Source organism: Bacteroidetes bacterium GWF2_43_63 (genome assembly GCA_001769275.1).
Classification (GTDB): domain Bacteria; phylum Bacteroidota; class Bacteroidia; order Bacteroidales; family DTU049; genus GWF2-43-63.
Genome location: MEOQ01000020.1, coordinates 41,094 through 65,653 on the forward strand (window position 1 = coordinate 41,094; position 24,560 = coordinate 65,653).

The following is a 24,560-nucleotide window of genomic DNA, read 5'->3' on the forward strand; positions in this document are numbered from 1 at the left end:
CAATAGCACTTAGAGCACAACAACTGTTAACCCGGTACAGCGTTCCGGAAGCTCAATAAAACGCCCCGTGAAGCGACCTGACAACAATAAAAAAATAATCCCAACTCCCTCTCAGAGCTGACAACTGGCAACTGGCCACCTAAATAATCATCCCCGCACCAACGGTTTCATTGGTTCCTTCGTCAATAAGGATGACGCTGCCGGTAATTCTGTTCAGACGGTATTTGTCATAAAAGACAGGCTGAGTCGTACGCAGACTTACACGAGCGATTTCGTTCAGGCCGATATTCTTGTCTTCAATATTACGGTGAAGCGTATTGATATCAACTTTATACTTCACTTCCTTCACAAGGCATCGCAAGTCTTTTGAAGTGTGCTTAAGTCCATATTTGCCACCGATTTTCAATGCTTTCTCATTCATCCAAACCATCATAACATCGAGGTCCTGACCTACCTGCGGCACATTGTTTTCGCGAACAATCATATCGCCGCGGCTAATATCAATTTCATCTTCCAGTATCAGCGTAACCGATTGTGGAGGAAAAGCTTCTTCAACCGGGCCTTCAAACGTATCAATTCTTTTTATTGTAGTTGTAAAGCCTGATGGTAGTGCCATAATTTTGTCACCGGGCTTGAAAACTCCACCGGAAATCCGACCGGCATAGCCACGATAATCATGGTATTCATCTGAAAAAGGACGGATAACATACTGAACCGGAAAACGACAATTAATGAGATCATAGTCCGATGCAATATGAATAGTTTCAAGCATATACAACAACGTAGGGCCCTGATACCAGTTCATGTTTTCTGACCGATCGACAATGTTGTCTCCTTTTAAGGCAGAGATTGGAACAAAACGAATATCGTTTATTTCGAGTTTGGAACTGAAGTGTTTGAAATCTTCAAGAATCTTGTCGTATACGTCCTTGCTATAATCAACCAGATCCATTTTATTAATACAAAAAATAACGTGCGGAATACGCAACAATGAAGCAATGAAAGCATGACGTCGTGTCTGCTCAAGAATGCCTTTGCGGGCGTCAACCAGAATAAGCGCCAGGTTTGCCGTAGAAGCGCCAGTGACCATGTTGCGTGTGTACTGAATATGACCCGGAGTGTCCGCAATAATAAACTTACGCTTCGGAGTGCTGAAATAGCGATATGCTACATCGATGGTAATGCCCTGCTCGCGCTCAGCTCTCAGCCCGTCGGTGAGAAGGGCCAGATTGACATACTCCTCTCCTCTTTTTTCGGAGGCGGATTTCACTGCTTCGTACTGATCTTCGAAAATCGCCTTCGAATCGTACAGTAAACGTCCAATGAGTGTACTTTTTCCATCATCGACACTACCCGCGGTTGTAAACCGCAGCAATTCCATGTTGAAATATTCGTCGCTATTAAATTCTTCGTTCATGATATTTGATTAAAAATAGCCTTCTTTTTTCCTGTCTTCCATTGCGCTTTCAGAGCGTTTGTCATCGGCCCTGTTTCCGCGTTCTGTCTCGCGCGATGCGGCCACTTCGGCCACAATTTCGTTCAGATTGTGGGCTTCAGAAAGCACCACTCCTGTGCAGGTCATGTCGCCAATGGTACGGCAGCGCACGGTCCTTGTTTCAAGAATTTCTTCGTCTTTCATGGCCATAAAAGGAGCCCATGCAAGCCACATTCCATCGCGTTTGAACACTTTTCGATCGTGACTGTAATACAACGACGGAATCTTGATATTATCGCGGCGGATATACATCCACACATCGAGTTCGGTCCAGTTCGAAAGCGGAAAAACACGAAAGTGTTCCCCCATTTTCTTTTTACCATTAAAAAGATTCCAGAGTTCTGGCCGCTGATTTTTTGGATCCCACTGCCCGAATTCATCTCTGTGGCTGAAGAATCGCTCCTTTGCACGTGCCTTTTCCTCGTCACGTCTTCCTCCGCCAAGCATGGCGTCAAATTTATTTTTCTCGATGGTATCGAGCAGGGTTATCGTTTGCAAGATGTTTCGACTCGATCCAATCCCTTTTTCTTCCACAGATTTACCTTTGTCAATTGACTCCTGAACACTGCCGACAATAAGTCTGGCGCCAAGTTCCTGCGCAAGATCGTCGCGGAAAGTAATCGTTTCATCAAAATTATGTCCGGTGTCGATGTGGACCAGTGGAAAAGGAATTTTCGAAGGCCAAAAAGCTTTTCTGGCAAGATGTACCATGACTATGGAATCTTTTCCACCGGAGAAAAGTAAGCCCGGATTTTCAAACTGAGCTGCTACTTCCCGCATGATAAAAATGGATTCTGCCTCCAGTTCCTGAAGGTGATTCAAACTGTAGTTCATTTTTCCTTTCTGTATTTAACCTGTTTTAAAACCTGACGAATCAGGTATCGGGTGCTTTTATTTATATCCCAGAGATCGGTTCTGATCTCAACGGTTGGATGAGTCGGTGGTTCATAAGGGGAATCAAATCCGGTCATGTTCTTTACCAGACCCAGCCGGTATTTTTTGTACAAGCCCTTCACATCGCGAAGTTCGCAGATTTCAATCGGGCAATTGACAAAGACCTCAACAAAGCGGTCTTCACCAATGATCTTTCGGGCCAGATCCCGGATTTCATGAGTAGGGCTAATAAAGCTACATAAGACAATAAGACCTGAATCGCTGAACATTTTAGCCACTTCCGCAGTCCGGCGGATGTTTTCGTGTCGGTCAGCATCGGTGAAACCCAGGTCGGAGCAAAGTCCGGTACGGATCACATCGCCATCAAAAACCTTGGTGAAATATCCCTTTTGCAGGATTGCAGTGTTAAGACTATCCGAAAGTGTTGTTTTACCGGATCCGGAGAGACCTGTAAACCAGATTACCAAAGGTCGCTGTCGGTTTAAGAACCGGCTTCTGTTGCGTCGGATAAAGCTATTGAAATCCGTCCATTGAGTTGGATTTGCATAGCGTTCAGCACTGCTTCTTCTGAATTTAATCAATTGTTGAAGTTTTCAGCAAAGATAAATATATCCACGCATACCGCCAAGCTGATATTTATCAGGCAAAATATTTACAAAATCGTATTCTCAAACTTGCGGTTAAATACCATTTCCCGGATTTCGGAATTTTATTAGCTTTGCAAAAACCTTACTGATGAGATACATTGCTGCTGTCGTTTTTACCCTATTTTGTTTCCAGCTGTTTGCCCAGCAATCAAGTGTTCTGAAACTGACCAACATAGACAAGCCCGAAAAAATGGCCGAGTTCAGAACCGGAGACCGGATTATCGTATATTTTGGCGATACAAGTGAAGTTTGCGGCAATATCAAATCCATTGATAAATTAAATCTGGTGGTTGATTCAGTAACGATCCCAATCAGCAAGGTGCAGATTATTGTTGACAGGAAACCAAAATCGGCCATGTTCAAGCTTGCTGGTGCAGGAATGGTCCTTGGTGGAGCTGCTCTCACCGTTGGAGGTTTTGCATGTCTGGCAGCCGGATTGTTGCCTCCGTCAGTCGAATCATTATATTATGTACCAGGAGGCCTTGTGCTCGATTATTTTGGTATTCATTTCATCATTCAGGGGATTAATAAACTGGGCGGAAAAGGGAAGCAGTACGATATTGGGTACAGATATACCATTGAAGTATTTGAATAACAGATTATTACATCCGTTATTAGGTAATTTTCAAGTTTTTTCTTTCATCCGTTAACAAATATATTTCAACCTTTAACTTATTCAGTATTGACATATGCAGGTATTTATATTCATTTTTACTTTACCTTTACATTACGGGATTAAAATCGTTTCATGCAACCCATCGATTGCAAATAATGTCTGATATTCAACAAACAAACAAAGAACGCTCCCTTGCGGAGGCCCAGCTGGTAAAGAATTGTCTTGCCGGCAGAGCCGAATCTCAGGAGTTGCTTTACAGGCGCTATGCCTCGAAGATGTTTGGCGTTTGTTTGAGATATGCCAAGAATAAAATGGAGGCAGAAGACATTATGCAGGAGGGTTTTATTAAAGTATTCCAAAATCTGAAAAATTTCAGATGCGACGGCTCGCTCGAGGGCTGGGTGCGCCGCATTATGGTGAATACTGCCATAAACTATTACAAATCCAATCTCAAATATCTTCAGACACTCGATATCGATGATTGCTCCAACAGAGAAAATGTTTCGGTTGAAGCAACTGACAATATAAGTCTGAAAACTTTGCTGACGCTCATTCAGAAATTGCCCGAAGGATATAGAATGGTCTTTAACCTTTATGTTATTGAGGGGTACAGCCACAAAGAAATTGCAAACTCTCTCGGGATCAGCGAAAACACTTCCAAATCGCAATTATCAAGAGCCCGCAAAGTTCTGCAGGAAAAGCTTAAAACGATAAACGCCGTGTGCTATGAACAGATTGCATGACAATGATCTGGACCGGCTTTTCGCTGAAAAGCTTGATGATCTGCGGGTTGAACCACCCGAAAGGTCGTGGAAAAAAGTGGCCGCGGGAGTTGCTATAACAACCACTGTTTCGACCACTGTTTTATCGAATCTTATTCGTCCCGTTGTTTGGTCGCTATCTACTATTGCAACTATTGTTTTAGTGACGGTGACCAATCCATCTTCAAACAATGAGTTTACAGCATCTCCGATTGCCTCGGGCAACGAACCAGCTCTGGATATTGAAATTGAAAGAATTTCTCCGCTGAGTGCCGCTGAAGAAATTCCGGCAATCTACAGACAAGAAACTCCGGATTTAATGCCTGTCAACATTCTGCCTGCTGCTGAAGAAACCTCAACAGACCTGGCTGAGAATGAACTACTGCCGATTTCAAATGAAATTAAGCCCGTAGTTTTCGACAGCATGGACTATCTGACATCGCTGAACGCAGCACAACTAAACGTTCCGCAACTGACCTGGAATCCTGAAAAGCTCAATTCGCCCGATTTGCTCCAGCCAGACAAAAGTATAATTCCGGCATGGTTCGATCTGAGTTATCAGACTGGTCCTGATATTTTTGATTTCGGCACGCAGGATGAAAACAGAATAACTTCACTTGCAATCAACAACGGAGTAGATCTTTCGTTTCATTTCTCCGATTTTTATCTTCGCACCGGTATTAATTCATTGAACCTCTTCCAGCATAATCAGTACAATTATGCAATGAATGAATATCAGCAGGTTGGCGTATATACAATGGTAGATAGCATGTCATTCACTCAAGGCGTTGATACTGCCGGAAATCCGGTGGTTATTCCTCAGTATTATACCAGTGCGCATCCTGTTTATGATTCTGTTGCTGTAGCACATTCAACCAAAGCTTCAGACCGTTATCATTATCTTGAAATTCCAATGGCTCTGGGATTCCAGAAAGATATTCGTCGTTTTTCAGTTTACGCTCAGGGTGGATTTACCTATACATTTTTGCTGAATGCATCCGAAAAAACACAAGCTGACTTCTACGAAGAAACCGGAAATCAGCCATTATCGTGGCAGACACAATCGTTGTCGCGCAACAAAGACTTCTGGTCATTCACACTTGCAGCCGGAGTGATTTACAATACAAATTCACGTCTTTCATTCGGCGTTGAACCAACATACCGTTATTGTCTGAGCCCGTTCTATGCAGGCGATGAACGTCTTGGGAAAGCCCCGGTGAGCTATGGAGTAAAACTCAGACTCGTTTATAAGTTGTCATACTGATGAAATTATTTCTATCACTCATATTTTCAACTGTCATTGTTTTTGCAGTTTGCGGGCAGAAAGGAATCGGGCTGGAAGGCCGCATCTTTGCTTCGGACAATAACATGCCGGTGGTCGATCAGAAAGTCTTTGTAGTCTTCGAATCGTCGGCTCAGCCTTATGTTCAGAATCTGAATAATTTAATTACAACTGCTTCCGACGGATCCTTTTCATTACACGCACCCAGTATCCCGACTTCGATCATTCCCCTTAAAGTAATGGTGTATACGTATGATTGCGATTTTCAACGAAAGGGTTATCTGATTACTTTCAATCAGAATGATGTGTGGGCCAGCGATGTGGATATTTCAATTTGTATGGGGGTGATTGATATGCCTTCAGAACCATTGCAGATTTCTCCATCAGATAACACCTGCCCTGCTTTTTTCGGAGCTGAAGTCAATGACAGTCTTAAGCGGAAATATCTGATTGAGGATTACAAGTGGACAATCAACAACCAGTTTGCGGGACAAGATCAATCAATTTCAACATTGCTTACAGAATCTGTCAGCAACATCAAAGTCACTCAAACATTTACAGATTCTTTAACCGGCTTTGTTTTCGACTCCATTCAATTCACAAAATCTATAACGACTCCAGCGACTGATTTCCATATTTTAGGAGGTACTGTTTTCTCGGGCTCAGTCCCAACAACCACCGGAAAGGCAGTGCTTTTAGGGCACAGCAACACCAGCTATTTCGCCATTGATACCTGTTATTACTCACAATACGGATATTTCTATTTTTCATCTGTACCCCGCTGCAACTATTCGGTTCGCATAATCGAAGCTGATAATATTATGCAGAGCACGGCCATTCCAACATATCTGGGTTCAGAACTCAGCTGGGAATCGGCAGTTTTCGCAAACCTGACGGATGATAATTTTAATGCCAATATTACACTGGCTCAACAGCAGTTCGGTGCAGGCATTTGCGAAATAAGCGGATATATCAATGACGCCAACCCGGCTGAATTTGATATTTTGTTGTACAATGAAAATATGATTCCTGTTTCATTTCGTCATTGCGACCCTAACGGGAATTTTCATTTCAACGGTATACCTTATGGTACTTATCGGGTTTTTACAGAAAAATTTGGAGTCGCATCTATGTCCGAAACGGTTCTACTTTCTATGTCCAACCCTTCTGCCTACATTTCGTTGAATACCATTACGCAAATTGATGAGTCAGCCAAAGTGAATTTCGCAATTTACCCCAATCCCGCCGCAGATTATCTGCAACTAACTCCCGCACCGGAAGGAGAAATTCATATTACATCGGTTGAAGGAAAAGAAGTAATGACGACATCAGCCACAGATGGAGTTGTTGACGTAAGACAACTAAGTGCCGGTATGTACTTCCTGCAAACCAGTCTGGACGGACAACCCGTTACGGTTCAATTCGTGATTTCCAGATATTAAAAAGGTTCTACGAGTTTTTGTGTGGAATACTTCGCAATGTTTGCAGGAAAACTACTAAAACAAAGGCGCAGTAAGTTCCCGGTCAAAGTATGAGATAAAGCATCTACTTCGGTGCCGGGATCTCCTCGAAAACCATTGGAGCCCTTGCTGAATCAATATTTCAGGAGACCCCGGAACTGAAGTCCGGGGACGTGGTTGTCTTGGCTGGGATTGCTGATGTGAAAACAAATTCGTGTATCATTTTGCGATTGATAATGATACAAACTACTTCATTATTAAAATTGAAAAATTTACCACTCAAAAAATCGTATCACCAACAAAAAAGCTCCGTTTCCGGAGCTTAAATATTCATCATTTTTTAATGTGACTATTCCTCTTTCAGCACTTCGTAGTGGCGGAATTGAGTAATCAGCGCGTAGTCGACTTTTATGTGATAGATAGCAGGCTCCCAGGTACTAATATCAATTGTGAACGGATTTTTGGTTACTCCGTATTCATTAATTTTGATATCCTCGTACGTTTTGTAAATCAGCAAATCATACTTCACGGCCTTAGGATCATCAATTTTAATGGTCAGTGTCTTTCCATCAGAATTGATTTGAATGTCATCGACCACTTGCTCCTGAGAAAATGCAGCACAGGAAGCAAAAAGCATTACGATAAAAACGAAATTTCGTATCATATTTCAGTGTTTTTCACAGGCAAATATACAAAAATTGCACAATAGGATAATGCAGCAAATTTCATCATCGCGCAAAAAAGAACTACTCAGCAAGAACCAGAATTCTGTTTTTCTGAACTTCGACAATCCCGCCTTTTACTTCAATTGACTCTTCAGCTCCGCTTTCAGTTCTTACGCGGATTATACCAGCGCCAATAGTGGCAATCATAGGAGCATGGTTGTTCAAAACCTGAAACGAGCCCTCGGTACCGGGGAACTGAGCCATACTGACTTCGCCCGCATAGAGCTGTTTTTCAGGACTGACAATTTCGATGCGCATAGGGCAGATTATTTCGATTGTTCAAGCAGTTTGCGACCTTTTTCAATGGCTTCTTCAATGGTTCCTACCAGGTTGAAAGCAGCTTCGGGATATTCGTCCACTTCGCCGTCGAGAATCATTTTGAATCCCTTGATGGTGTCTTCAATGCTTACAAAAACGCCCGGGATACCGGTGAACTGCGTGGCAACATAGAACGGTTGTGACAGGAAGCGCTGTACACGACGTGCGCGGTGTACCACGAGTTTGTCTTCTTCCGAAAGTTCATCCATACCCAAAATAGCAATGATGTCCTGCAATTCCTTAAGGCGCTGCAAAATAAACTTCACACGCTGAGCAGTATTGTAATGGTCTTCGCCAACAATGTTCGGGTCAAGAATACGTGAAGTTGAATCGAGTGGATCCACAGCCGGATAAATTCCAAGCTCAGAAATTTTACGGTTTAATACTGTGGTGGCATCAAGGTGAGCAAAGGTGGTTGCGGGAGCCGGATCAGTAAGGTCATCAGCTGGCACATAAACGGCTTGAACCGAAGTAATAGAGCCACGTTTGGTAGAAGTGATGCGTTCCTGCATAATCCCCATTTCAGAAGCCAGAGTCGGTTGATATCCTACAGCAGAAGGCATACGGCCCAACAGCGCAGATACTTCAGAACCGGCTTGCGTGAAACGGAAAATATTATCAATAAAGAACAGAATGTCGCGTCCCCCTGATTTTTCATCACCATCGCGGAAATATTCAGCAACGGTCAGACCGCTCAAAGCCACACGGGCACGTGCTCCAGGCGGCTCGTTCATCTGCCCGAACACCATAGAGAGAAGACTGCTTTTGAGTTTTTCCATATCAACTTTCGAGAGGTCCCAACCGCCTTGTTCCATGCTGTGTTTGAAATCGTCGCCGTAATTTACAAGACCGGCTTCGATCATTTCGCGCAGCAGGTCATTGCCTTCACGGGTGCGTTCACCCACGCCGGCAAATATCGAAAAGCCGCTGTATTGCTTTGCAATATTGTTGATGAGTTCCTGAATAATTACCGTCTTTCCTACTCCGGCACCGCCGAAAAGTCCGATTTTTCCACCTTTTGAATAGGGCTCAATAAGGTCAATTACTTTAATACCGGTATATAAAACTTCGGAAGCTGTACTCAGATTTTCGAATTTCGGCGGTTCGCGATGAATCTCATAGGTTTTGTCTCTGTTCACGGGCGGCAGGCCATCTATCGGATCGCCAATTACGTTGAAGAGACGACCGTTGATCTGATCGCCAACCGGCATAGCAATTGGCTTTCCGGTGTTTACCACATCCATACCGCGCGATAACCCGTCGGTGGCATCCATAGCAATGGTACGAACAGTGTTTTCACCAATGTCCTGCTGACATTCCAATACGAGTGTTTCGCCATTTTCGCGAACAACTGTAAGTGCATTATAAATATTCGGAAGATCTTCTTCGCGTTCAAAAACCACATCAATCACCGGTCCGATGATCTGGGCAATTTTTCCTGTCGTTGTTTCAGCCATAATCCAATGTATGTAGAGGGCAAATTTACACAAATTTTCATAGCAGCATTATCTGTTGAAAAAAATATTACTCATCTGTCAATCCTTTATGAATGCGGTAAATATTCGGATAAACGAGAGCTGAAAATTGTCAAAACTCAAAAAGGCATTTACAAATCTTTCAATTGTTGGAACAAAATATTATATTTGCTATTGGAACGTTCCGCTTTTAAACCCCGCTTGCTATGAAATTTCAAATAAAAAATCTGCGTCGAAAATTATTCGGATTTCTAAGTTTTTCAACTGCATTATTTGTGTTCCAGGCCTGTTATGGAGCGCCACAGGATGAAAGCACCGATGTGCTGTTTCATGGAACCATTGTTTCTGATTCAACCGATTTTCCGGTTCCCGGAATAAAAGTCAACGTAAACAGCGACCAATACGCTTTGACAGACTCAACCGGAACCTTCAGTTTTTATGTTCCTGCGGCTTCGCAATATCATTTGATTCTGACTGACGCAGACACATTGACGGACGGACATTATCTTGACAAGGACACCGTGCTGAGCGATATTTCAACCTCTGGAATTACGATCAGAATTGATCCCAAGTAAACTATAATTCCATTGTTCAAGCGCTTCAGACAAAAAAATCACGTTCGCTTTCGGCACAACGAAGCGGCAATTCATGAACTTTCGTATCTGTTCTGGGAATGCACCCTGCGCTGCAATCTCAATTGCCGTCATTGCGGAAGCGATTGTTCGGTCAGCAGTCAGTTGCCCGATATGCCTTTTGCCGATTTTCTGAATGCAATCAAACCGCTGCAAAAACAATATAAAAAGGACTCCATCATTGTAATAATGACCGGCGGGGAACCACTGCTGCGAAGCGACCTGGCTGAATGCGGCATGCAGCTCAGACAAAACGGATTCCGATGGGGAATTGTTTCGAACGGTGTTTTGTATAACAAAGACATGCACCACAAACTGCTGAATGCCGGCATGGGATCCGTAACAATCAGTTTAGACGGGATGGCCAAAACCCACGAATGGATGCGGAATTCACAACACAGCTTCGATGCCGCGCTGAATGCCATTAAGCTGATTTCTTCCAATCCACGACTCAACGCCGATGTGGTCACTTGTGTGAATCAGAAAAATATCGGCGAACTTGATGAAATACATCAGACGCTTTTACAAACAGGCATTAAATCCTGGCGTCTGTTCACAATCACACCGATCGGGCGTGCAGCCACTGACAGAGACCTTTCGCTCACCGATGAACAATTGAAATTTCTGATGGAATTTATTGTGGAAAAGCGAAAGGACAAACGCATGAAAACCTCCTTCAGCTGCGAGGCCTGGACTGGTGTATACGAAGAAAAAGTGCGTGACGGATTTTTCTTTTGCCGCGCGGGCATACACATCGCCTCTATTCTGGCCGATGGCAGCATATCAGCCTGCCCCAATGTTGATCGAAGCCTTGCGCAAGGCAACATTTATAAAGATGAGTTTCTTGATGTGTGGAATAACAAGTTTGACATCATGCGAAACCGCAGCTGGACAAAAACCGGCACCTGCGCCAATTGCAAAGACTATTCAATCTGCGAAGGCAGCGGACTGCACTGGTGGCACGGCGAGCGGACAGAGGTGCTGCGGTGTTTGGGGAAGGTGAAATAAAAGTACTTATCAAAAATAATAGTAATTTTAATTTCTCTTTTTGACGCCTTTAAAGTAGGAAAAGAGAATAATTTTCAGTCATGAAAAACGAAATCATTATATACCAGCCCAATGAGCTTGCTTCACATATTGAAGTGAGGGTTGATGAGGATACGGTATGGTTGTCTCTTAATCAAATTGCGCAACTTTTTGAAAGGGATAAATCAGTCATATCAAGGCACTTACGAAATGTTTACAAAGAAGGAGAACTTTCCATGGAAGCAACTGTTGCAAAAAATGCAACAGTTCAAATTGAAGCAGGAAGGGAAGTGAAAAGAGAAATAGAATTTTATAATCTTGATGCCATTCTTTCGGTGGGTTATCGGGTAAATTCAAAACAGGGAACTCAATTTCGTATGTGGGCAAATAAAATACTGAAAGATTATCTGCTTAAAGGTTATGCCCTCAATAACCGAATGAACCGCATCGAAGAAAATGTTGATTCGCTGGCGAAAAAAGTGAAAGGCATCGATTTGCAAATTAAAGCAGCATTGCCTCCAAGCCAAGGTCTTTTTTTCGACGGACAAATTTTCGATGCATACACTTTTGTGTCTGAACTGATAAAATCGGCAAAACAGAGTATTGTTCTGATTGATAATTATGTTGATGAAACTGTTCTGACATTACTTTCCAAGCGAAAAAAGAGTGTTTTCGCTATTATTTATTCTTCGCAAATTACAAAACAACTGAAACTCGATTTGCAGAAACACAACCAACAATATGCGCCCATTGAATTGCTGGAATTTTCAAAATCGCACGACCGCTTTCTGATTATTGATGAGGTGGTTTATCATTTCGGTGCTTCGCTCAAAGACCTTGGCAAAAAATGGTTTGCGTTTTCGAAAATGGAAATGACCTCCGGGGAAATTCTTTGCAAATTGAGGATTTGAGAGGTGGAATGAGAGTGTTGGTGGAGTGATTGCTCAAAACTTGCTGTCTTTGAATTTTAGAATCCAGAGCAATACCCGACGACATCAGTATGAAGACTTACAGAACAATACTTACAGGTCAACTCCACGAAATAAACTGAATGCCGATATTTTCAAAGACCACGGAGATATTGAAAAACATCCCCGACGATTCCACGTCAGCGATAAAGCGACTCAAGCCACAGCTGCTGACGGTAGAATGTCGGGAAACACACAACATTCTGTCGTCCGGATGACATTAATTTGCGAAAGGGAACGGACACGGAATTCCGCCGGCAGGCGGACAAGCTGTTGGGTGCATTGCAAAATCTTTGTTGTTAGTTTCGATATCTCGGTCTGATATTTCAACTTAATAAAGGACTCAAGTAAATCTTGAAATCACAATTTGAGATTTCAAGTTCAGAGCATGGAGGCGCAAAAACTGCCTTTTGCATTTACCGGACAGGGTTTTTCAATGCTTAGTTCATTTCTTCTCCAGCGCACTCAGGTCGCCTATGGCGACGCAGAGAGGCTGGAGAAGATGCAAATTACAATCTCAAATCAAATCGCAATTCAAAAATCACAAATCTAATTTCTAAAATCTACAGCCCTTCGTCGTACCAGCTGGCATACATCATATAGTTTTCCGAAATGCGCATCACTTCTCCTTCGAGGAGCGATTGGTCAATTGATTTAATCTTTTTTGCAGGCATGCCACCATACACAGAACCGCTTTCAATGCGGGTTCCCTTGGTGACAACCGCTCCGGCCGCAATGATACAGTTGCTTTCCACCACCACATCATCCATTACGATTGCGCCCATTCCAATCAAGACATTATCGTGAATCGTACATCCATGAACAATAGCGCCATGTGCGATGGAGACGTTGTTTCCGATCGTAACCGGACTTTTCTGATAAGTGCAGTGAACGACCACATTATCCTGGATGTTTACATTATTTCCGATCCGGATGGAATGCACATCGCCACGAATAACCGCATTGAACCACACGCTGCAATTGTTGCCCATGACCACATCGCCTGTAATGGTGGCATTTTCAGCAATCACACATTCAGAGCCAAATTCGGGCAAAATTCCTTTCACTTTTTTGATCAGTGCCATCGGTGTAGTTTTTTGCAAAGATATAAAAGCATGCGGCATAGGGCATGCGGAGCTCAACTCACAACGCGCAATGCTTGGGGCATGGGGCGCAAAGCTTGCGGCATGAAGCAAAGGGCATGGCGGCTTTCGACAGAAGGCGCTGAGCTCATGAACTTCACTGTCACGGATAACATATCCGCGCCAGTGAGGGGCATTGGGCACGGATTGCAAATCCGCGCCAGTTACTGTAACGCGTAACGACTGTAACGTGTAACGAAAAAAGTTAAAAAGATAAAGGGATAATGATAAAAGCACACAGGGCATTTTACCAAATCAGGCAAAATTTGTACTTTTACGGAAAATATAATCATCATGAAAAGATTCCTATTGATATTAGCAGCGGCAGCTATCATGTTGCCCGCACAGGCACAGAAAACGAAAGTGTCAGAAAGCATCGAAAAAATCGGTGACGGAAAAAATAATTGTCTGGTAGTGACCATTACCGGCGCCAGCGAAGATGATGTTGCCAAGGCATGGAAAGATAAAATGAAAGACACCGGCGGAAAAGTTTCCGGAAAGAAGGAAATGTTTGTTGATGATGCATCGTTGCCCTCCATTTCTTCAAACGCAATTGATATTTACTCTGTTATTGATGAGAAAGGCGGAGATGTTCGCTTTATGGTCGGATTCAATCTGGGCGGCGCCTATCTGAATTCAAAAGAACACGCTACTGGTTATAAAGTAGCCGAAAAAATGATTTATGATTTCGCTGTTGAACAGGCCAAGCTTGCGGTACAGAAAAAAATTGACGAGCAAAAAGATGTGATTGGTAAAACAACAAAAACCGTTGAAGGTCTGACTAAAGACAACGAAAAACTCGCAAAAGACATTGAAGATTACAAAAAAAGAATTGAAGATGCCGAGAAAAATATTGAAGACAATAAATCAAGCATTATTACCGGCAACCAGAATCTCGAAGATCAAAACAAAGCTCTGAAGGAGCTTGAAAAGAAACTCAGTGAGGTGGATTAATACGTATGGAAAAAACAATTCTTATTACAAACGACGATGGTATTGATGCGCCTGGCATCAAATTTCTCATTTCATTTCTAAAACCGCTGGGAAAGCTGGTAGTCGTAGCTCCCGAAACAGGAATGTCGGGCATGGGGCATGCCGTAACCATTAAAAACCCGCTGCGCATCCAACATCTGCCAAACGATGGCGATGTAGAAAGATACACCACCAGCGGCACGCCGGCTGATTGCGTAAAACTTGGACTCAACCAGGTTTTAAAATGCAAGCCTGATCTTATCGTCAGCGGCATCAATCACGGCAGCAACCATTCCATCAATGTGCTGTACAGCGGAACCATGGCTGCGGCGATTGAAGGAGCCATGCAAAATATTCCGTCAGTTGGGTTTTCGATGTGTAATCCAAGTACAAAAGTTGATTTCAGCTTCATGGAATCGTACGTCCAGAATATATGTACACGACTGCTGAAAACCGGACTTACAGCGGGAACCTGCATCAATGTGAATTTTCCGAATACCGACAAACCCGCTGGAGTGAAAGTCTGCCGCCAGAGCATTGGCTATTGGAATGAAGAATTTGATTCACGTCTCGATGTGCACCACCAGCCCTATTACTGGCTTAAAGGAGATTTCATTATTCCTGAAGTGCAGGAAGACACCGATGAAAATGCGCTGCAGCAAGGTTTTATAAGCATCGTTCCTGTCACCATAGATCTCACAGCTCATACCGTACTCGATATCACCAGAAATCAATTTCAGGGTTTATGAAAGAATTTTTCAGAAGAGATAATTTCTGGCTTGGGATGGGCATAGCCATCATTTTGCCCGTACTCACGTGGTTGCTCATTAAGGGACTGACTGAAATTTTTGCAGGAAGTAATGGTAATATGTTTCAGCAAAGTACAGAACAATTGCTGGCTATCTGTTCCAACCTGATACCGTTCAGATATTATCTCGTAAAATTAAAAGCAGATAAAACCGGAAAAGGAATCATGCTTGTCACTTTTCTTTTCGCGATGTTGTATTTTTATTTCAACTGGGCTGCATGAAGTATTTCATTATAGCCGGCGAAGCATCCGGCGATCTGCATGGCTCCAATCTGGTCAGGCATCTCAAACTAAAGGATGAAGCCGCTGAAATTCAGGCCTGGGGCGGCGATCGGATGATTCGACAAGGCGCTTATGTAAAAAAGCACATCCGGGAGCTAGCGTTCATGGGCTTTGTAGAAGTGCTGATGAATTTGCGTACAATCATGCGAAATTTTAAACTTTGCAAATTGCAGGTTGAAGATTTTAATCCCGACGTACTAATATTAATCGATTATCCCGGATTCAACCTGCGAATGGCCAGGTGGGCGCATGAAAGAAATATCAGAGTTGTTTATTACATTTCGCCGCAGGTCTGGGCCTGGAAAAAATCGCGTGTGAAAACAATCCGGCGCAACGTAGATGAGATGTTTACCATACTTCCTTTCGAAAAAGAATTCTACGCCAATCATGGAATGACCGTGAAATACGAAGGACATCCACTCATTGACGCCATCGAAGGTTTTAAAAATAATGGCGCTCAATCCGATTTTCAGAATCACGAAAAACCAATACTGGCGATACTTCCGGGCAGCCGAAAGCAGGAATTGAAAAAAATGTTTCCGGTCATGCTCGAAGCATCGGATGCTTTTGCTGATTCGCATAAAATTATAATCGGTGCTGTCAGTCTGCTTCCCAAAGAACTATACAACACCGGTGGTCGCGACATTGAAATAGTAACCGATCAGACCTATGCGTTGCTATCGAAGGCACAGTGCGCATTTGTGACAAGCGGCACCGCTACACTCGAAACAGCATTGTTCCGCGTCCCGCTTGTGGTCTGCTATAAGGCCAATGCAATATCATACATGATAGCGAAAAGACTTGTCGGGAAAAACATACTTTTTATTTCGCTGGTAAATCTGATTGCAGGAAAAGAAGTCTGCAGGGAGCTTATACAGGGAGATCTGACAAAAGACAATATGGTCGAAGAAATGAAAAAGCTCATTCCACCAAATTCGGCGCGAGAAAAAATGCTTTCGGAATACGATTTGCTATACGCGAAACTTGGCGGATCTGGCGCATCAGAGCGGGTTGCCTCGCAGATTGTCAATATTTGTAAGTCCTGATATGAACACAAAATTCCTGTTGTTTTTTTTCATCGCAATTCTGAATGCCTCATTAACACAGGCACAACAGGATATTAAGGTGCGCATTCATTCTGATAAAAGTGTTCATTCTCTTGATTTAATTGTTTTTTCCGGAACCTACCAATTGCAGGATACCGCTGGAAACACAGTGAAATTATTCAACAAAGGAGATTCGCTCCATATTGCTCCGTTCAATTACGACCTTGTTATTTTTACTAAAACCGACACTATCTTTTGTGGAAAACAATTGATATTGCGAAGTGTCGGTTTTCTGAATATTTTTCAACTGACAACGGGTAAGTCAACCCGGCTCTACGACGACGACCTCATTGTTTCGCTCAGGATTGACAAGTCGTTATGGTTGCTCAACGAAGTCAAGCTTGAGCATTATGTTGCAGGTGTTGTCCAGTCCGAAGCCGGCATCGCAAAGAACAATGAATTTTACAAAGTACAGGCAGTAGCGGCGCGCACGTATACACTTAAAAATATTGAGAAACATGCGGCGGAAGATTATCAGATGTGCGATCAGACATGCTGTCAGGTTTACAAAGGGCGCTGTGCCAATACGGAGATTATGATTGCAACTTCGCAAACGGCAGGCGAAATAATTATTGATTCGACCTCAAAACAACTCATCATTGCAGTATTTCATTCCAATTCAGGTGGCCAAACCTGCAACTCCGAAGACGTGTGGGGAAGACCGCTTCCGTATCTCCGATCGGTTAATGATCCGTACAGTGTTTCACAAACCAGCTACAGCTGGCAGAAATCAATGCCCCGCAGCGAATGGCTCGATTACCTGAAACGAAATTTCAATTATCCCATCAGCGATCCGTCTTCGGCAGCCAAAGTAACAAGTTTCACGCAAGCCAATCGACAAGTGTATCTGACAGGTAATATCGGACTCAGGAAAGTTCGTGAAGATTTGAAACTACGCTCGACATTTTTCAGCATTAAAGAAGACGGGAGCAATGTTGTATTCACCGGTCGCGGCTTCGGACATGGCGTTGGGCTGAGTCAGGAAGGCGCCATCAACATGGCAAGACAAGGTTTTTCATATACCGATATTCTGAAGTTTTATTACCTTGGTACCGAAATTACTACCATCGAATCTCTTTCAACCTCTGAATAAAAATACAATCATGAATTCCTGGTCAAAAGCACCCTTTGTCAGGATATTAATTCCATTTATTGCCGGCCTGCTCGTCTATCGCAGCGGCTGGGCTTTTGCTGACCCTTCGTGGATAATGCCGTCATTGCTGGCCTTGCTGATTGCTTTAGCAGCCTGGATGTTTGTTTTCAAATCGCTCAACACTTATAAAATAAGATTTATTCAGAGCATCATAATAATTTACTGCGTTCTCTCATTCGGATGGCTGACTGCCCATTACGGCGACTTCCAAAACAAAACCGATTTCATCGGCGATCTGCCGGCAAATCAACAAGCCGAACTTATAATAAAAATTGATAATACTGTTGAGCAGAAGAACAGCAACATGAAAACTACGGCATCGACCCTTGCTGTAAAAACCGACTCTGGCTGGTCGAGATGCAGTGGAAAAATACTGCTGTATATTTCAAATCCAGACACGGTTGCTACGCTGGAATATGGCGATGTCATTGCTGTTAAATGCTATCTCAACGAAGTGCAGAACCCTCTCTTCAATTCGGATTTCAATTATAAAAAATACCTGGCCGATAAAAACATTTTTCATCAGACTTATGTGCGAGACGATCATTACACCGTCCTTGAAAATAAACAGGGAAACGCGGTCATGACTTTTGCACTGGGAGTGCGTGATAAAATGGTCAGGATTCTACAGAAACAACTCGGCGATAATGATGAATTTGGTGTGGTATCAGCCATGCTCACCGGATACAGAGCCGATATCAGCGCCGATATGATGAATGCCTATTCCAAAGCAGGCGTGATTCATATCATGTCTGTTTCGGGTTTACATGTCGGAGTCATCTACATCATGATTACCGCATTCATAGGCCTTTTTGGATGGTTCAAAAAGAAAAAATGGCTGAATGTTTTGCTAGTCCTTTCACTCATTTGGTTCTATGCATTTCTGACAGGATTGTCGGCGTCGGTGCTACGCTCTGCAGTCATGATCACCTTTGTCGTAGTGGGTACTGCCATGCAACGCTCCATAAGTCCATACAATAGTTTGGCGGCGGCCGCATTTATTTTGCTCGCTTTCAATCCGGGCAGTCTGGGCGAAATCGGCTTCCAGCTTTCGTTTGTGGCAGTATTAGGCATACTGCTTTTTCAGCGACCACTGTACAATCTGTGGCATATCCGCAACAAATGGCTCGACAAAATATGGCAGCTGGCCTGTGTTTCACTGGCAGCCCAACTAATCACACTGCCATTTATTCTATATTATTTCGGACAATTTCCTGTGTATTTTCTGATATCAAATCTTTTGGTTGTACCACTCTCAAGTCTCGTTCTGTACGCAGGAATGGCCGCCGTATTGCTGTCGTGGATTCCCTTTGTTAATATTGCCGTTTCATTTGCAACAGTATGGCTTACCAAGGCAATGAATTTTATCGTAACCACCATAGAATCATGGCCGGGATCGGTTGTAAGCAACATCTATATTTCCGCATGGCCGGCATTGATACTTGTTGTAATAATTGCGTTGGGTTATATGTTGTTTTACCACCGAAAAATCAAAATTCTTTACGCTATACTTTTTCTCGCAATTATTGCCACATTGTTTGAGTGGAATTTCAAGTCGCAAATAGAAAAAGAAAAAGAAGCGTTTTTTATTAAAGACGGTAAGGAATTTATTGTAGGCATTAAACAGGACAAGTCGGTTTACCTCATGCTGCCTTCGGATACATTCACGTTGTCGCAATATCTGAAAACAAGACTGGAAAGGTTTGCCGACAGAAATTCGCTTCAGACCATCACTGCTGGTGAAATGTTCAATGATAAATTGGTTTTCCGCCACGAGAATTTCATCGGCTGGAATCAATTTCGCATGCTTGCATGGAACGAGCGCAAAATGCCACCGGGCACACCTGATCTGCCTCCTGTAGATTTGATGCTGGCTCCAATGCTGAGCAAGTATTATTTTGAAAAATATCAGGAATCATTGCCAACAAAAATTGTTTTCTCGAAAATGAAAACAAATAATCCGCAATTCGTAAATATTTCAGGAAAAAAAGAATGGAGTTTTAAGAAATAAAGTTCAGACTGTTCACAAACTTATTATTTCTTCTTTGATTGCATATCGAATCATGTCGGCAAGTGAATGCAGATCCAGTTTTTTCATGATGTTTTCTTTATGCGTTTCGACAGTTCTCGGGCTGATAAAAAGTTTGTCGGCAATTTGCTTATAACTATTTCCTTCGGCAAATCCCTTAAGTACTTCGGTTTCGCGATCGCTCAAAACCGCATTAATGCTGTCTGATTGAGCACCCTGCTGCTGCTTTTTAACATAGCTTTTGTACAGGATTTGTCCTATACTCATACTGAAAAACTGCTCAAAAGAAGCAACAGAAGCAATGGCATTGCGCAATTCGGCCATGGAAGCATCTTTTGAAACATAGCCGTAAACTCCTTTTGTAATCGCTTTCAAAACGGTGTCTTCATCCATCATTCCTGAAAAAACCAGAAGACGCGCATCGGGAAGCTTGCGAAGGATTTGATCGGCCAGATCAATGCCCGAACCATCCGGGAACTGAATATCAATTACAGCCACGTCAAACGGATTTTTCTCCATCAATTTAATAAATCCATCGATGGTAGCCGATTCAAAAACAAGCTCCAGTTCGTCATCTGCAAGACACATAAGCCGGATACCATCTCTTACAATGGTATGGTCATCAGCAATGGCAACTCGTATTTTCATATCAAGAGCTATGGGCTAAAGGTAAAATAATTCTGAAAACACTCCCTTCTGACGATGTAGAAGCCAGATGAATATTGCTGTTCATTTTTTTCAGCAATTCAGCGGAAATAAACAAACCAAATCCGCCTCCACGCGAAGGCGCATCGGGAGCCATTTCCCCGAATAAGCGAGCGGCGACTTCATCCTTAATCCCAGGACCCTGATCGCGTATATCAACAAAACAACTGCTATTTTCGGTAGTAACGCAGACAGATATTTCATTGCCGGCATTGGAGAATTTTACTGCGTTCGATAAAACATTGCGAAATGCAATATGCAGCAATCCCCGATCGGTCATCACATTTATTTTTTCAGGGATATCCGTTTTCAGTAATATCTGCTTTTCATTCATTGCGCCATGACAGTCAGCAACAGCTTCATGAATGCAATCCGACAGAAGTACCGGAGCTGTTACTACTTTTGCACCACTTTGTTGTGTAAGAGACCAGTGCAACAACCCGCGCAACATGTTTTGCAACTCGGTTGCTGAGATTTCAATATCGTTCAGATATTTCTTGATTTCCTGCGGCGGAAGCTTATCAACAGCCGTATTCAGCGCAGAAGTAATTCGACTGAAAGAAGTGACAGGCGAACGCAGATCGTGCGAAATAATAGCAAATAAGCGGTCTTTGAAAGCATTGACTTCTTCAAGTTGCTTGTTTTTCTCATCCAGCAGGCGATTAATTTTTTTACGTGTACTAATTCTGTACACAAAAAACAATGCTATCACAACCGCAAAAACAAACAGGAAAATAAGGATATTTCTGGTATTGCGTATTGATTTTATGCGGCTTTCCTTTTGCAGCAAATCGGTTTTTTGCTCCTGTATTTTACGTTCTTTTTCCGAAGTCTGGTAAAGAGCTTCATACTTTACCATGGATTCGTTTTTTTGCTGATTAAAAATAGAATCATTGTATCGGATATACAACAATTGATTTTCATAGGCCTGTTTCCAGTCACCCATCATGGCATAGGTTTCACCAAGGTTTTTGTACCCCTGCCTGAGCTGATTGATCAGCCCGCTGCTGTCGGCAAGTTCAATTCCGCGGCTGACATATTGAATGGCTTTACTATGATTTTTCTGAGCATTGAAAAGAGCTCCCAGATTGATGTACATGAAAGATTCGGCATCGGTATTTCCGGCCAGCCTGTAATATTTCAACGACTGCTCGGCATAAAATGCCACCGAATCAAGATTTTGCTCAACATAAAACATCGCTGCAAAGCCATTGTACACATCGGCAAGGCCGGGGTAATAATTATTTTTCCTGAAAACAGCCACGGACAGACTATACTTCTCGCGGGCAAAATCCATTTTCCCCTCATCCACATCGAGCGACCCCAATTTGTAATACTGATCGCCAATATTGATAGTGTCGCGCAACTGTCTGTATATTACCAACGCTTGTTCATAATAGGATCGGGATTTTTTCAGATCGCCAATGCGCATATAATCTGTTGCTATTCCATTATTGGCTGCAGCAAGCATTGCTTCATTACCCATCTTTTTTGCTAAGGCAAGAACTGTGAAATCAAGATTCAGAGCTTTGTCATAAGCCCCATTGCGGCGCTCTTCGGCGGCCTGTTCAAGCAATGAATCAAGCGCAGCATCATTCTGTCCAGTTCCGGCAAACGAAAATATGATTGTCAACCATACTGCAAAAACAATCCTGTTTATCAGCTTTGTCATATATAAGGGCAACTATCTGGCAAATATAACATAATTGTTAAACCAACATCCAAATTTAACAGCCCGGAATATAAAACCGGAATCTTCTGCCTAAACAAAAGACTCCGGTCCAAAATTATCAAAATCAACTATTTTTTGATGAACTGTCCGGTTTTGACGGCATCAGCGTCTGAACATTGAATAAAATAATTTCCCGGTGCCAGTGAACTGATTTCAATTGTTTCATGAGATTTATATCCCGACTGAACCAATCGTCCTGACTGATCAAAAATATTATACCAATGGCTTCTGTCTTCATCAATACGAATAAAATCATCGGCCGGATTCGGATAAATGATCAATGTGTTTTCAGGTTCTGATTCCCGGCTTTCAAATCCAACACTTTGCAACTCGCCACGATAAAGAATCGCGCTGTTGTAACCAACCGCATACATTTTGCCCGAGGTCGTTTTCGTCAGATCTCCAAGCAGCCACCAGGTGTGATGCTCCATCTGATTCCAGTTTTGTCCATAATCAGTCGAATAAGCAATCAATCCCTCCATTCCGCAGGCAAACACTGTATCTGCCGAAGGACAATACAACCGGGATATCCCCAATGTCATGTTGGTTACTGATTCTGACCAGGAAAGGCCTCCATCGGATGAATACAGAAAACCTTCGTTATTCGTTCCCACAACTACATGCAAGCTATCAATGAAACAAACTGCTTTCAGATACATGCTGGTACCGGACGCAATACTGGTCCAGGTTTGTCCGCCATCGGTACTGCGATAAATTTTTCCGCTCTGACCAACACATAGACCCATACTGCTGTTGTAAAAATCAATGTCGTACAACCCCGTTGTAAATCCTGTACTGATGCTGGTCCACGTTGTTCCTCCATCGGCGCTTGTAAGAACTGTCCCTGCCCATCCACATGCTACAGCAAAAGAAGCGTTTATTTTTTTTATGCTGTACAAAATATTGGTTGTTCCGGAAACCAGAGTCGACCATGTTTCACCGGCATCGGTGGTATGCAGTATTCTTCCTGCACCAGCGCAGGCCAATGCTTCGGTGCTGCTGACCAATTCAATGTCAAAAATCTCCTGCGTCGTTCCGGCAGCAACACTGTCCCACGAAAGGCCTTCGTCTTCTGTCCGGAAAATAACGCCGTTCGAGCCCGCAACAACCCCGGTCTGATCGTTGAAAAAAGCAATGGCATTCAATCGAACGGCCTGAGTCATCCGGTCGGTTGTCAGATCAACCCAGTTGCTTCCGGCATCAACAGAACGATACAGGCGGCCACGTTCATTTCCCGCAAACACATTTCCTGCGGCATCTGCATAAATGGCATAGATATAATCGGCATTCGGATTATGGCACTGAATCCAGTTTGTACCACCATTGGTGGTTTTGAAAATGGTTCCGTCGGCGCACAAATATCCGGTTGATGCATCAATGAAACAGATATCATTAAAATAATCATGCGTTCCTACCGATTGGCTTGCCCAGCTAGTTCCGCCATTGGTTGTTTTGTAAATGGCACCCCAGTCACCGGCCATCCATCCTGTATTCTCATCGGTAAACCAAACGCATTGAAAGTCTTCGGCCAGATAGGTGTCATGCTCTGTCCAGGTGGCGCCGCCATCAGTTGTTTTCATAAAATAACCATCTTCAGTAGAAACATAACCGGTAGTGGCTGTTGGAAAATATATATCGGTAAATGTTTCGCTTGAGCCGGTACTGACTGCGGTCCAGTTGTCGCCGCCATCGGTGGTTTTAATCATCACTCCGTAATCAGCAATGATAAACCCGGTTGTATTATTCAAAAACCAGAGGCCGGAAAAGTCATCACCGTTGAATGTGGTGTTGATCACATTCCATGTTGAACCACCATCGGAGGTACGCACAAATGTTCCCTGAGAACCGCATGCAAAACCATGTGTGGCATCAGTAAAATGCAAATCGGTTAGATAGTCTGAGGCAATAGTCCCTTCCATCGTCCATGTTGCACCGGCATCAATTGTTTTCATCAGTGCTCCTCCACCGGTGATAGCAAAGCCATTGCTGGTTGAAACAAATGCAATATCGTTTATCGGATCACCCTGTGGTTGTGGGTTTAGCCAGTTCCATTGAGCCGATGCCAGCAAAGGAACAATCAGCATTATGATAAGAAATAATTTTTTCATAGTTGGTTATTTTTCTTTAAGTTCATTTACCATGATATGCAACATTATCTGACGAGCTTCGGCAATCAACCGCTTTTCGTGCTCATTGCATTTTTCAAGCATTGCTTCATCAAATGAATCGAGACTGTTCCATGCTTCCTGAATTTTATTCCGCCTGATCAACCGTTGCACCTTACGCAATTTTTGATCAACTTTTTCTGCACCCAGTCTGTCTTTCATGCAAA

The 24,560-nt window shown here is 43.1% G+C and carries 26 protein-coding genes; 15 read left to right on the forward strand and 11 right to left on the reverse strand.

The window, feature by feature from the left end; all coding sequences use genetic code 11:
- Positions 1-139 precede the first annotated feature (139 nt).
- The 3 genes from A2W93_13620 to A2W93_13630 are packed head-to-tail and all read right to left on the reverse strand — an operon-like array spanning position 140 to position 2,898.
- Positions 140-1,417 carry a sulfate adenylyltransferase gene (locus tag A2W93_13620; GenBank protein ID OFY55028.1) on the reverse strand — a complete coding sequence of 426 codons (1,278 nt, stop codon included), beginning with the start codon at positions 1,415-1,417 and terminating at the stop codon, positions 140-142.
- A 9-nt stretch (positions 1,418-1,426) separates the two neighbouring features.
- Positions 1,427-2,329 (reverse strand): sulfate adenylyltransferase small subunit, encoded by a 903-nt coding sequence (locus A2W93_13625; GenBank protein ID OFY55029.1) that lies wholly within the window; start codon positions 2,327-2,329, stop codon positions 1,427-1,429.
- On the reverse strand, positions 2,326-2,898 hold the full coding sequence (locus A2W93_13630) for an adenylyl-sulfate kinase (GenBank protein OFY55086.1): 573 nt from the start codon (positions 2,896-2,898) through the stop codon (positions 2,326-2,328). Before A2W93_13630 ends, A2W93_13625 begins: the two co-directional genes overlap by 4 nt.
- A gap of 226 nt (positions 2,899-3,124) precedes the next feature.
- Here A2W93_13630 and A2W93_13635 point away from each other — a divergent pair, with 226 nt between their 5' ends.
- From A2W93_13635 to A2W93_13650, 4 genes are all read left to right on the forward strand, one after another.
- The gene (locus A2W93_13635) at positions 3,125-3,631 is read left to right on the forward strand and encodes a hypothetical protein (protein ID OFY55030.1); all 507 of its coding nucleotides are present in this window, start codon (positions 3,125-3,127) and stop codon (positions 3,629-3,631) included.
- Positions 3,632-3,807: 176 nt separating this feature from the next.
- Positions 3,808-4,395 (forward strand): RNA polymerase subunit sigma-70, encoded by a 588-nt coding sequence (locus A2W93_13640; protein OFY55031.1) that lies wholly within the window; start codon positions 3,808-3,810, stop codon positions 4,393-4,395.
- Positions 4,379-5,677: a hypothetical protein gene (locus A2W93_13645; GenBank protein OFY55032.1), complete on the forward strand. Its 1,299-nt coding sequence runs from the start codon at positions 4,379-4,381 to the stop codon at positions 5,675-5,677. The genes A2W93_13640 and A2W93_13645 overlap by 17 nt, the downstream gene beginning before the upstream one ends.
- Complete coding sequence (locus tag A2W93_13650) at positions 5,677-7,137, forward strand: hypothetical protein (GenBank protein ID OFY55033.1); 1,461 nt, start codon at positions 5,677-5,679, stop codon at positions 7,135-7,137. The genes A2W93_13645 and A2W93_13650 overlap by 1 nt, the downstream gene beginning before the upstream one ends.
- A 367-nt stretch (positions 7,138-7,504) precedes the next feature.
- Here the strand turns inward: A2W93_13650 and A2W93_13655 are convergent, their stop codons facing one another.
- The 3 genes from A2W93_13655 to A2W93_13665 form a co-directional block, all read right to left on the reverse strand.
- Entirely contained in the window at positions 7,505-7,819 is a 315-nt protein-coding gene (locus A2W93_13655; protein ID OFY55034.1) for a hypothetical protein, read from the reverse strand.
- An 82-nt stretch (positions 7,820-7,901) separates the two neighbouring features.
- Positions 7,902-8,138, reverse strand: coding sequence for an ATP synthase F1 subunit epsilon (locus tag A2W93_13660; protein ID OFY55035.1), 237 nt, complete (start codon positions 8,136-8,138; stop codon positions 7,902-7,904).
- 8 nt (positions 8,139-8,146) lie between these two features.
- The gene (locus A2W93_13665; GenBank protein OFY55036.1) at positions 8,147-9,655 is read right to left on the reverse strand and encodes a F0F1 ATP synthase subunit beta; all 1,509 of its coding nucleotides are present in this window, start codon (positions 9,653-9,655) and stop codon (positions 8,147-8,149) included.
- Between the two features lie 6 nt (positions 9,656-9,661).
- Here A2W93_13665 and A2W93_13670 point away from each other — a divergent pair, with 6 nt between their 5' ends.
- From A2W93_13670 to A2W93_13685, 4 genes are all read left to right on the forward strand, one after another.
- Positions 9,662-9,883 carry a hypothetical protein gene (locus A2W93_13670; protein ID OFY55037.1) on the forward strand — a complete coding sequence of 74 codons (222 nt, stop codon included), beginning with the start codon at positions 9,662-9,664 and terminating at the stop codon, positions 9,881-9,883.
- Positions 9,880-10,248 carry a hypothetical protein gene (locus tag A2W93_13675; protein OFY55038.1) on the forward strand — a complete coding sequence of 123 codons (369 nt, stop codon included), beginning with the start codon at positions 9,880-9,882 and terminating at the stop codon, positions 10,246-10,248. Before A2W93_13670 ends, A2W93_13675 begins: the two co-directional genes overlap by 4 nt.
- Positions 10,249-10,260: 12 nt before the next feature.
- The gene (locus A2W93_13680; GenBank protein ID OFY55039.1) at positions 10,261-11,313 is read left to right on the forward strand and encodes a hypothetical protein; all 1,053 of its coding nucleotides are present in this window, start codon (positions 10,261-10,263) and stop codon (positions 11,311-11,313) included.
- An 80-nt stretch (positions 11,314-11,393) separates the two neighbouring features.
- Positions 11,394-12,242, forward strand: a complete 849-nt coding sequence (locus tag A2W93_13685; GenBank protein OFY55040.1) for a DNA-binding protein — start codon at positions 11,394-11,396, stop codon at positions 12,240-12,242.
- A gap of 620 nt (positions 12,243-12,862) precedes the next feature.
- Here A2W93_13685 and A2W93_13690 read toward each other — a convergent pair.
- The gene (locus A2W93_13690) at positions 12,863-13,384 is read right to left on the reverse strand and encodes a gamma carbonic anhydrase family protein (protein ID OFY55041.1); all 522 of its coding nucleotides are present in this window, start codon (positions 13,382-13,384) and stop codon (positions 12,863-12,865) included.
- 30 nt (positions 13,385-13,414) lie between these two features.
- Here A2W93_13690 and A2W93_13695 point away from each other — a divergent pair, with 30 nt between their 5' ends.
- From A2W93_13695 to A2W93_13725, 7 genes are all read left to right on the forward strand, one after another.
- Positions 13,415-13,621 carry a hypothetical protein gene (locus A2W93_13695; protein ID OFY55042.1) on the forward strand — a complete coding sequence of 69 codons (207 nt, stop codon included), beginning with the start codon at positions 13,415-13,417 and terminating at the stop codon, positions 13,619-13,621.
- A 114-nt stretch (positions 13,622-13,735) separates the two neighbouring features.
- The gene (locus tag A2W93_13700) at positions 13,736-14,395 is read left to right on the forward strand and encodes a hypothetical protein (protein ID OFY55043.1); all 660 of its coding nucleotides are present in this window, start codon (positions 13,736-13,738) and stop codon (positions 14,393-14,395) included.
- A 5-nt stretch (positions 14,396-14,400) separates the two neighbouring features.
- Positions 14,401-15,162: a 5'/3'-nucleotidase SurE gene (locus A2W93_13705; GenBank protein ID OFY55044.1), complete on the forward strand. Its 762-nt coding sequence runs from the start codon at positions 14,401-14,403 to the stop codon at positions 15,160-15,162.
- A complete protein-coding gene (locus A2W93_13710; protein ID OFY55045.1) occupies positions 15,159-15,443 on the forward strand; it encodes a hypothetical protein in 285 nt (94 codons plus the stop codon). Before A2W93_13705 ends, A2W93_13710 begins: the two co-directional genes overlap by 4 nt.
- A complete protein-coding gene (locus A2W93_13715; GenBank protein OFY55046.1) occupies positions 15,440-16,549 on the forward strand; it encodes a lipid-A-disaccharide synthase in 1,110 nt (369 codons plus the stop codon). Before A2W93_13710 ends, A2W93_13715 begins: the two co-directional genes overlap by 4 nt.
- A gap of 1 nt (position 16,550) precedes the next feature.
- Entirely contained in the window at positions 16,551-17,702 is a 1,152-nt protein-coding gene (locus A2W93_13720) for a hypothetical protein (protein ID OFY55047.1), read from the forward strand.
- 10 nt (positions 17,703-17,712) lie between these two features.
- Complete coding sequence (locus tag A2W93_13725) at positions 17,713-19,773, forward strand: hypothetical protein (GenBank protein ID OFY55048.1); 2,061 nt, start codon at positions 17,713-17,715, stop codon at positions 19,771-19,773.
- A 12-nt stretch (positions 19,774-19,785) separates the two neighbouring features.
- On the opposite strand, the gene A2W93_13730 is transcribed toward A2W93_13725, so the two are convergent.
- From A2W93_13730 to A2W93_13745, 4 genes are all read right to left on the reverse strand, one after another.
- The gene (locus tag A2W93_13730) at positions 19,786-20,439 is read right to left on the reverse strand and encodes a hypothetical protein (protein OFY55049.1); all 654 of its coding nucleotides are present in this window, start codon (positions 20,437-20,439) and stop codon (positions 19,786-19,788) included.
- Position 20,440: 1 nt separating this feature from the next.
- Entirely contained in the window at positions 20,441-22,168 is a 1,728-nt protein-coding gene (locus A2W93_13735) for a hypothetical protein (GenBank protein ID OFY55050.1), read from the reverse strand.
- Positions 22,169-22,296: 128 nt separating this feature from the next.
- Positions 22,297-24,312, reverse strand: a complete 2,016-nt coding sequence (locus A2W93_13740; protein OFY55051.1) for a hypothetical protein — start codon at positions 24,310-24,312, stop codon at positions 22,297-22,299.
- Between the two features lie 30 nt (positions 24,313-24,342).
- A complete protein-coding gene (locus A2W93_13745; protein ID OFY55052.1) occupies positions 24,343-24,555 on the reverse strand; it encodes a hypothetical protein in 213 nt (70 codons plus the stop codon).
- Positions 24,556-24,560: the final 5 nt, after the last annotated feature.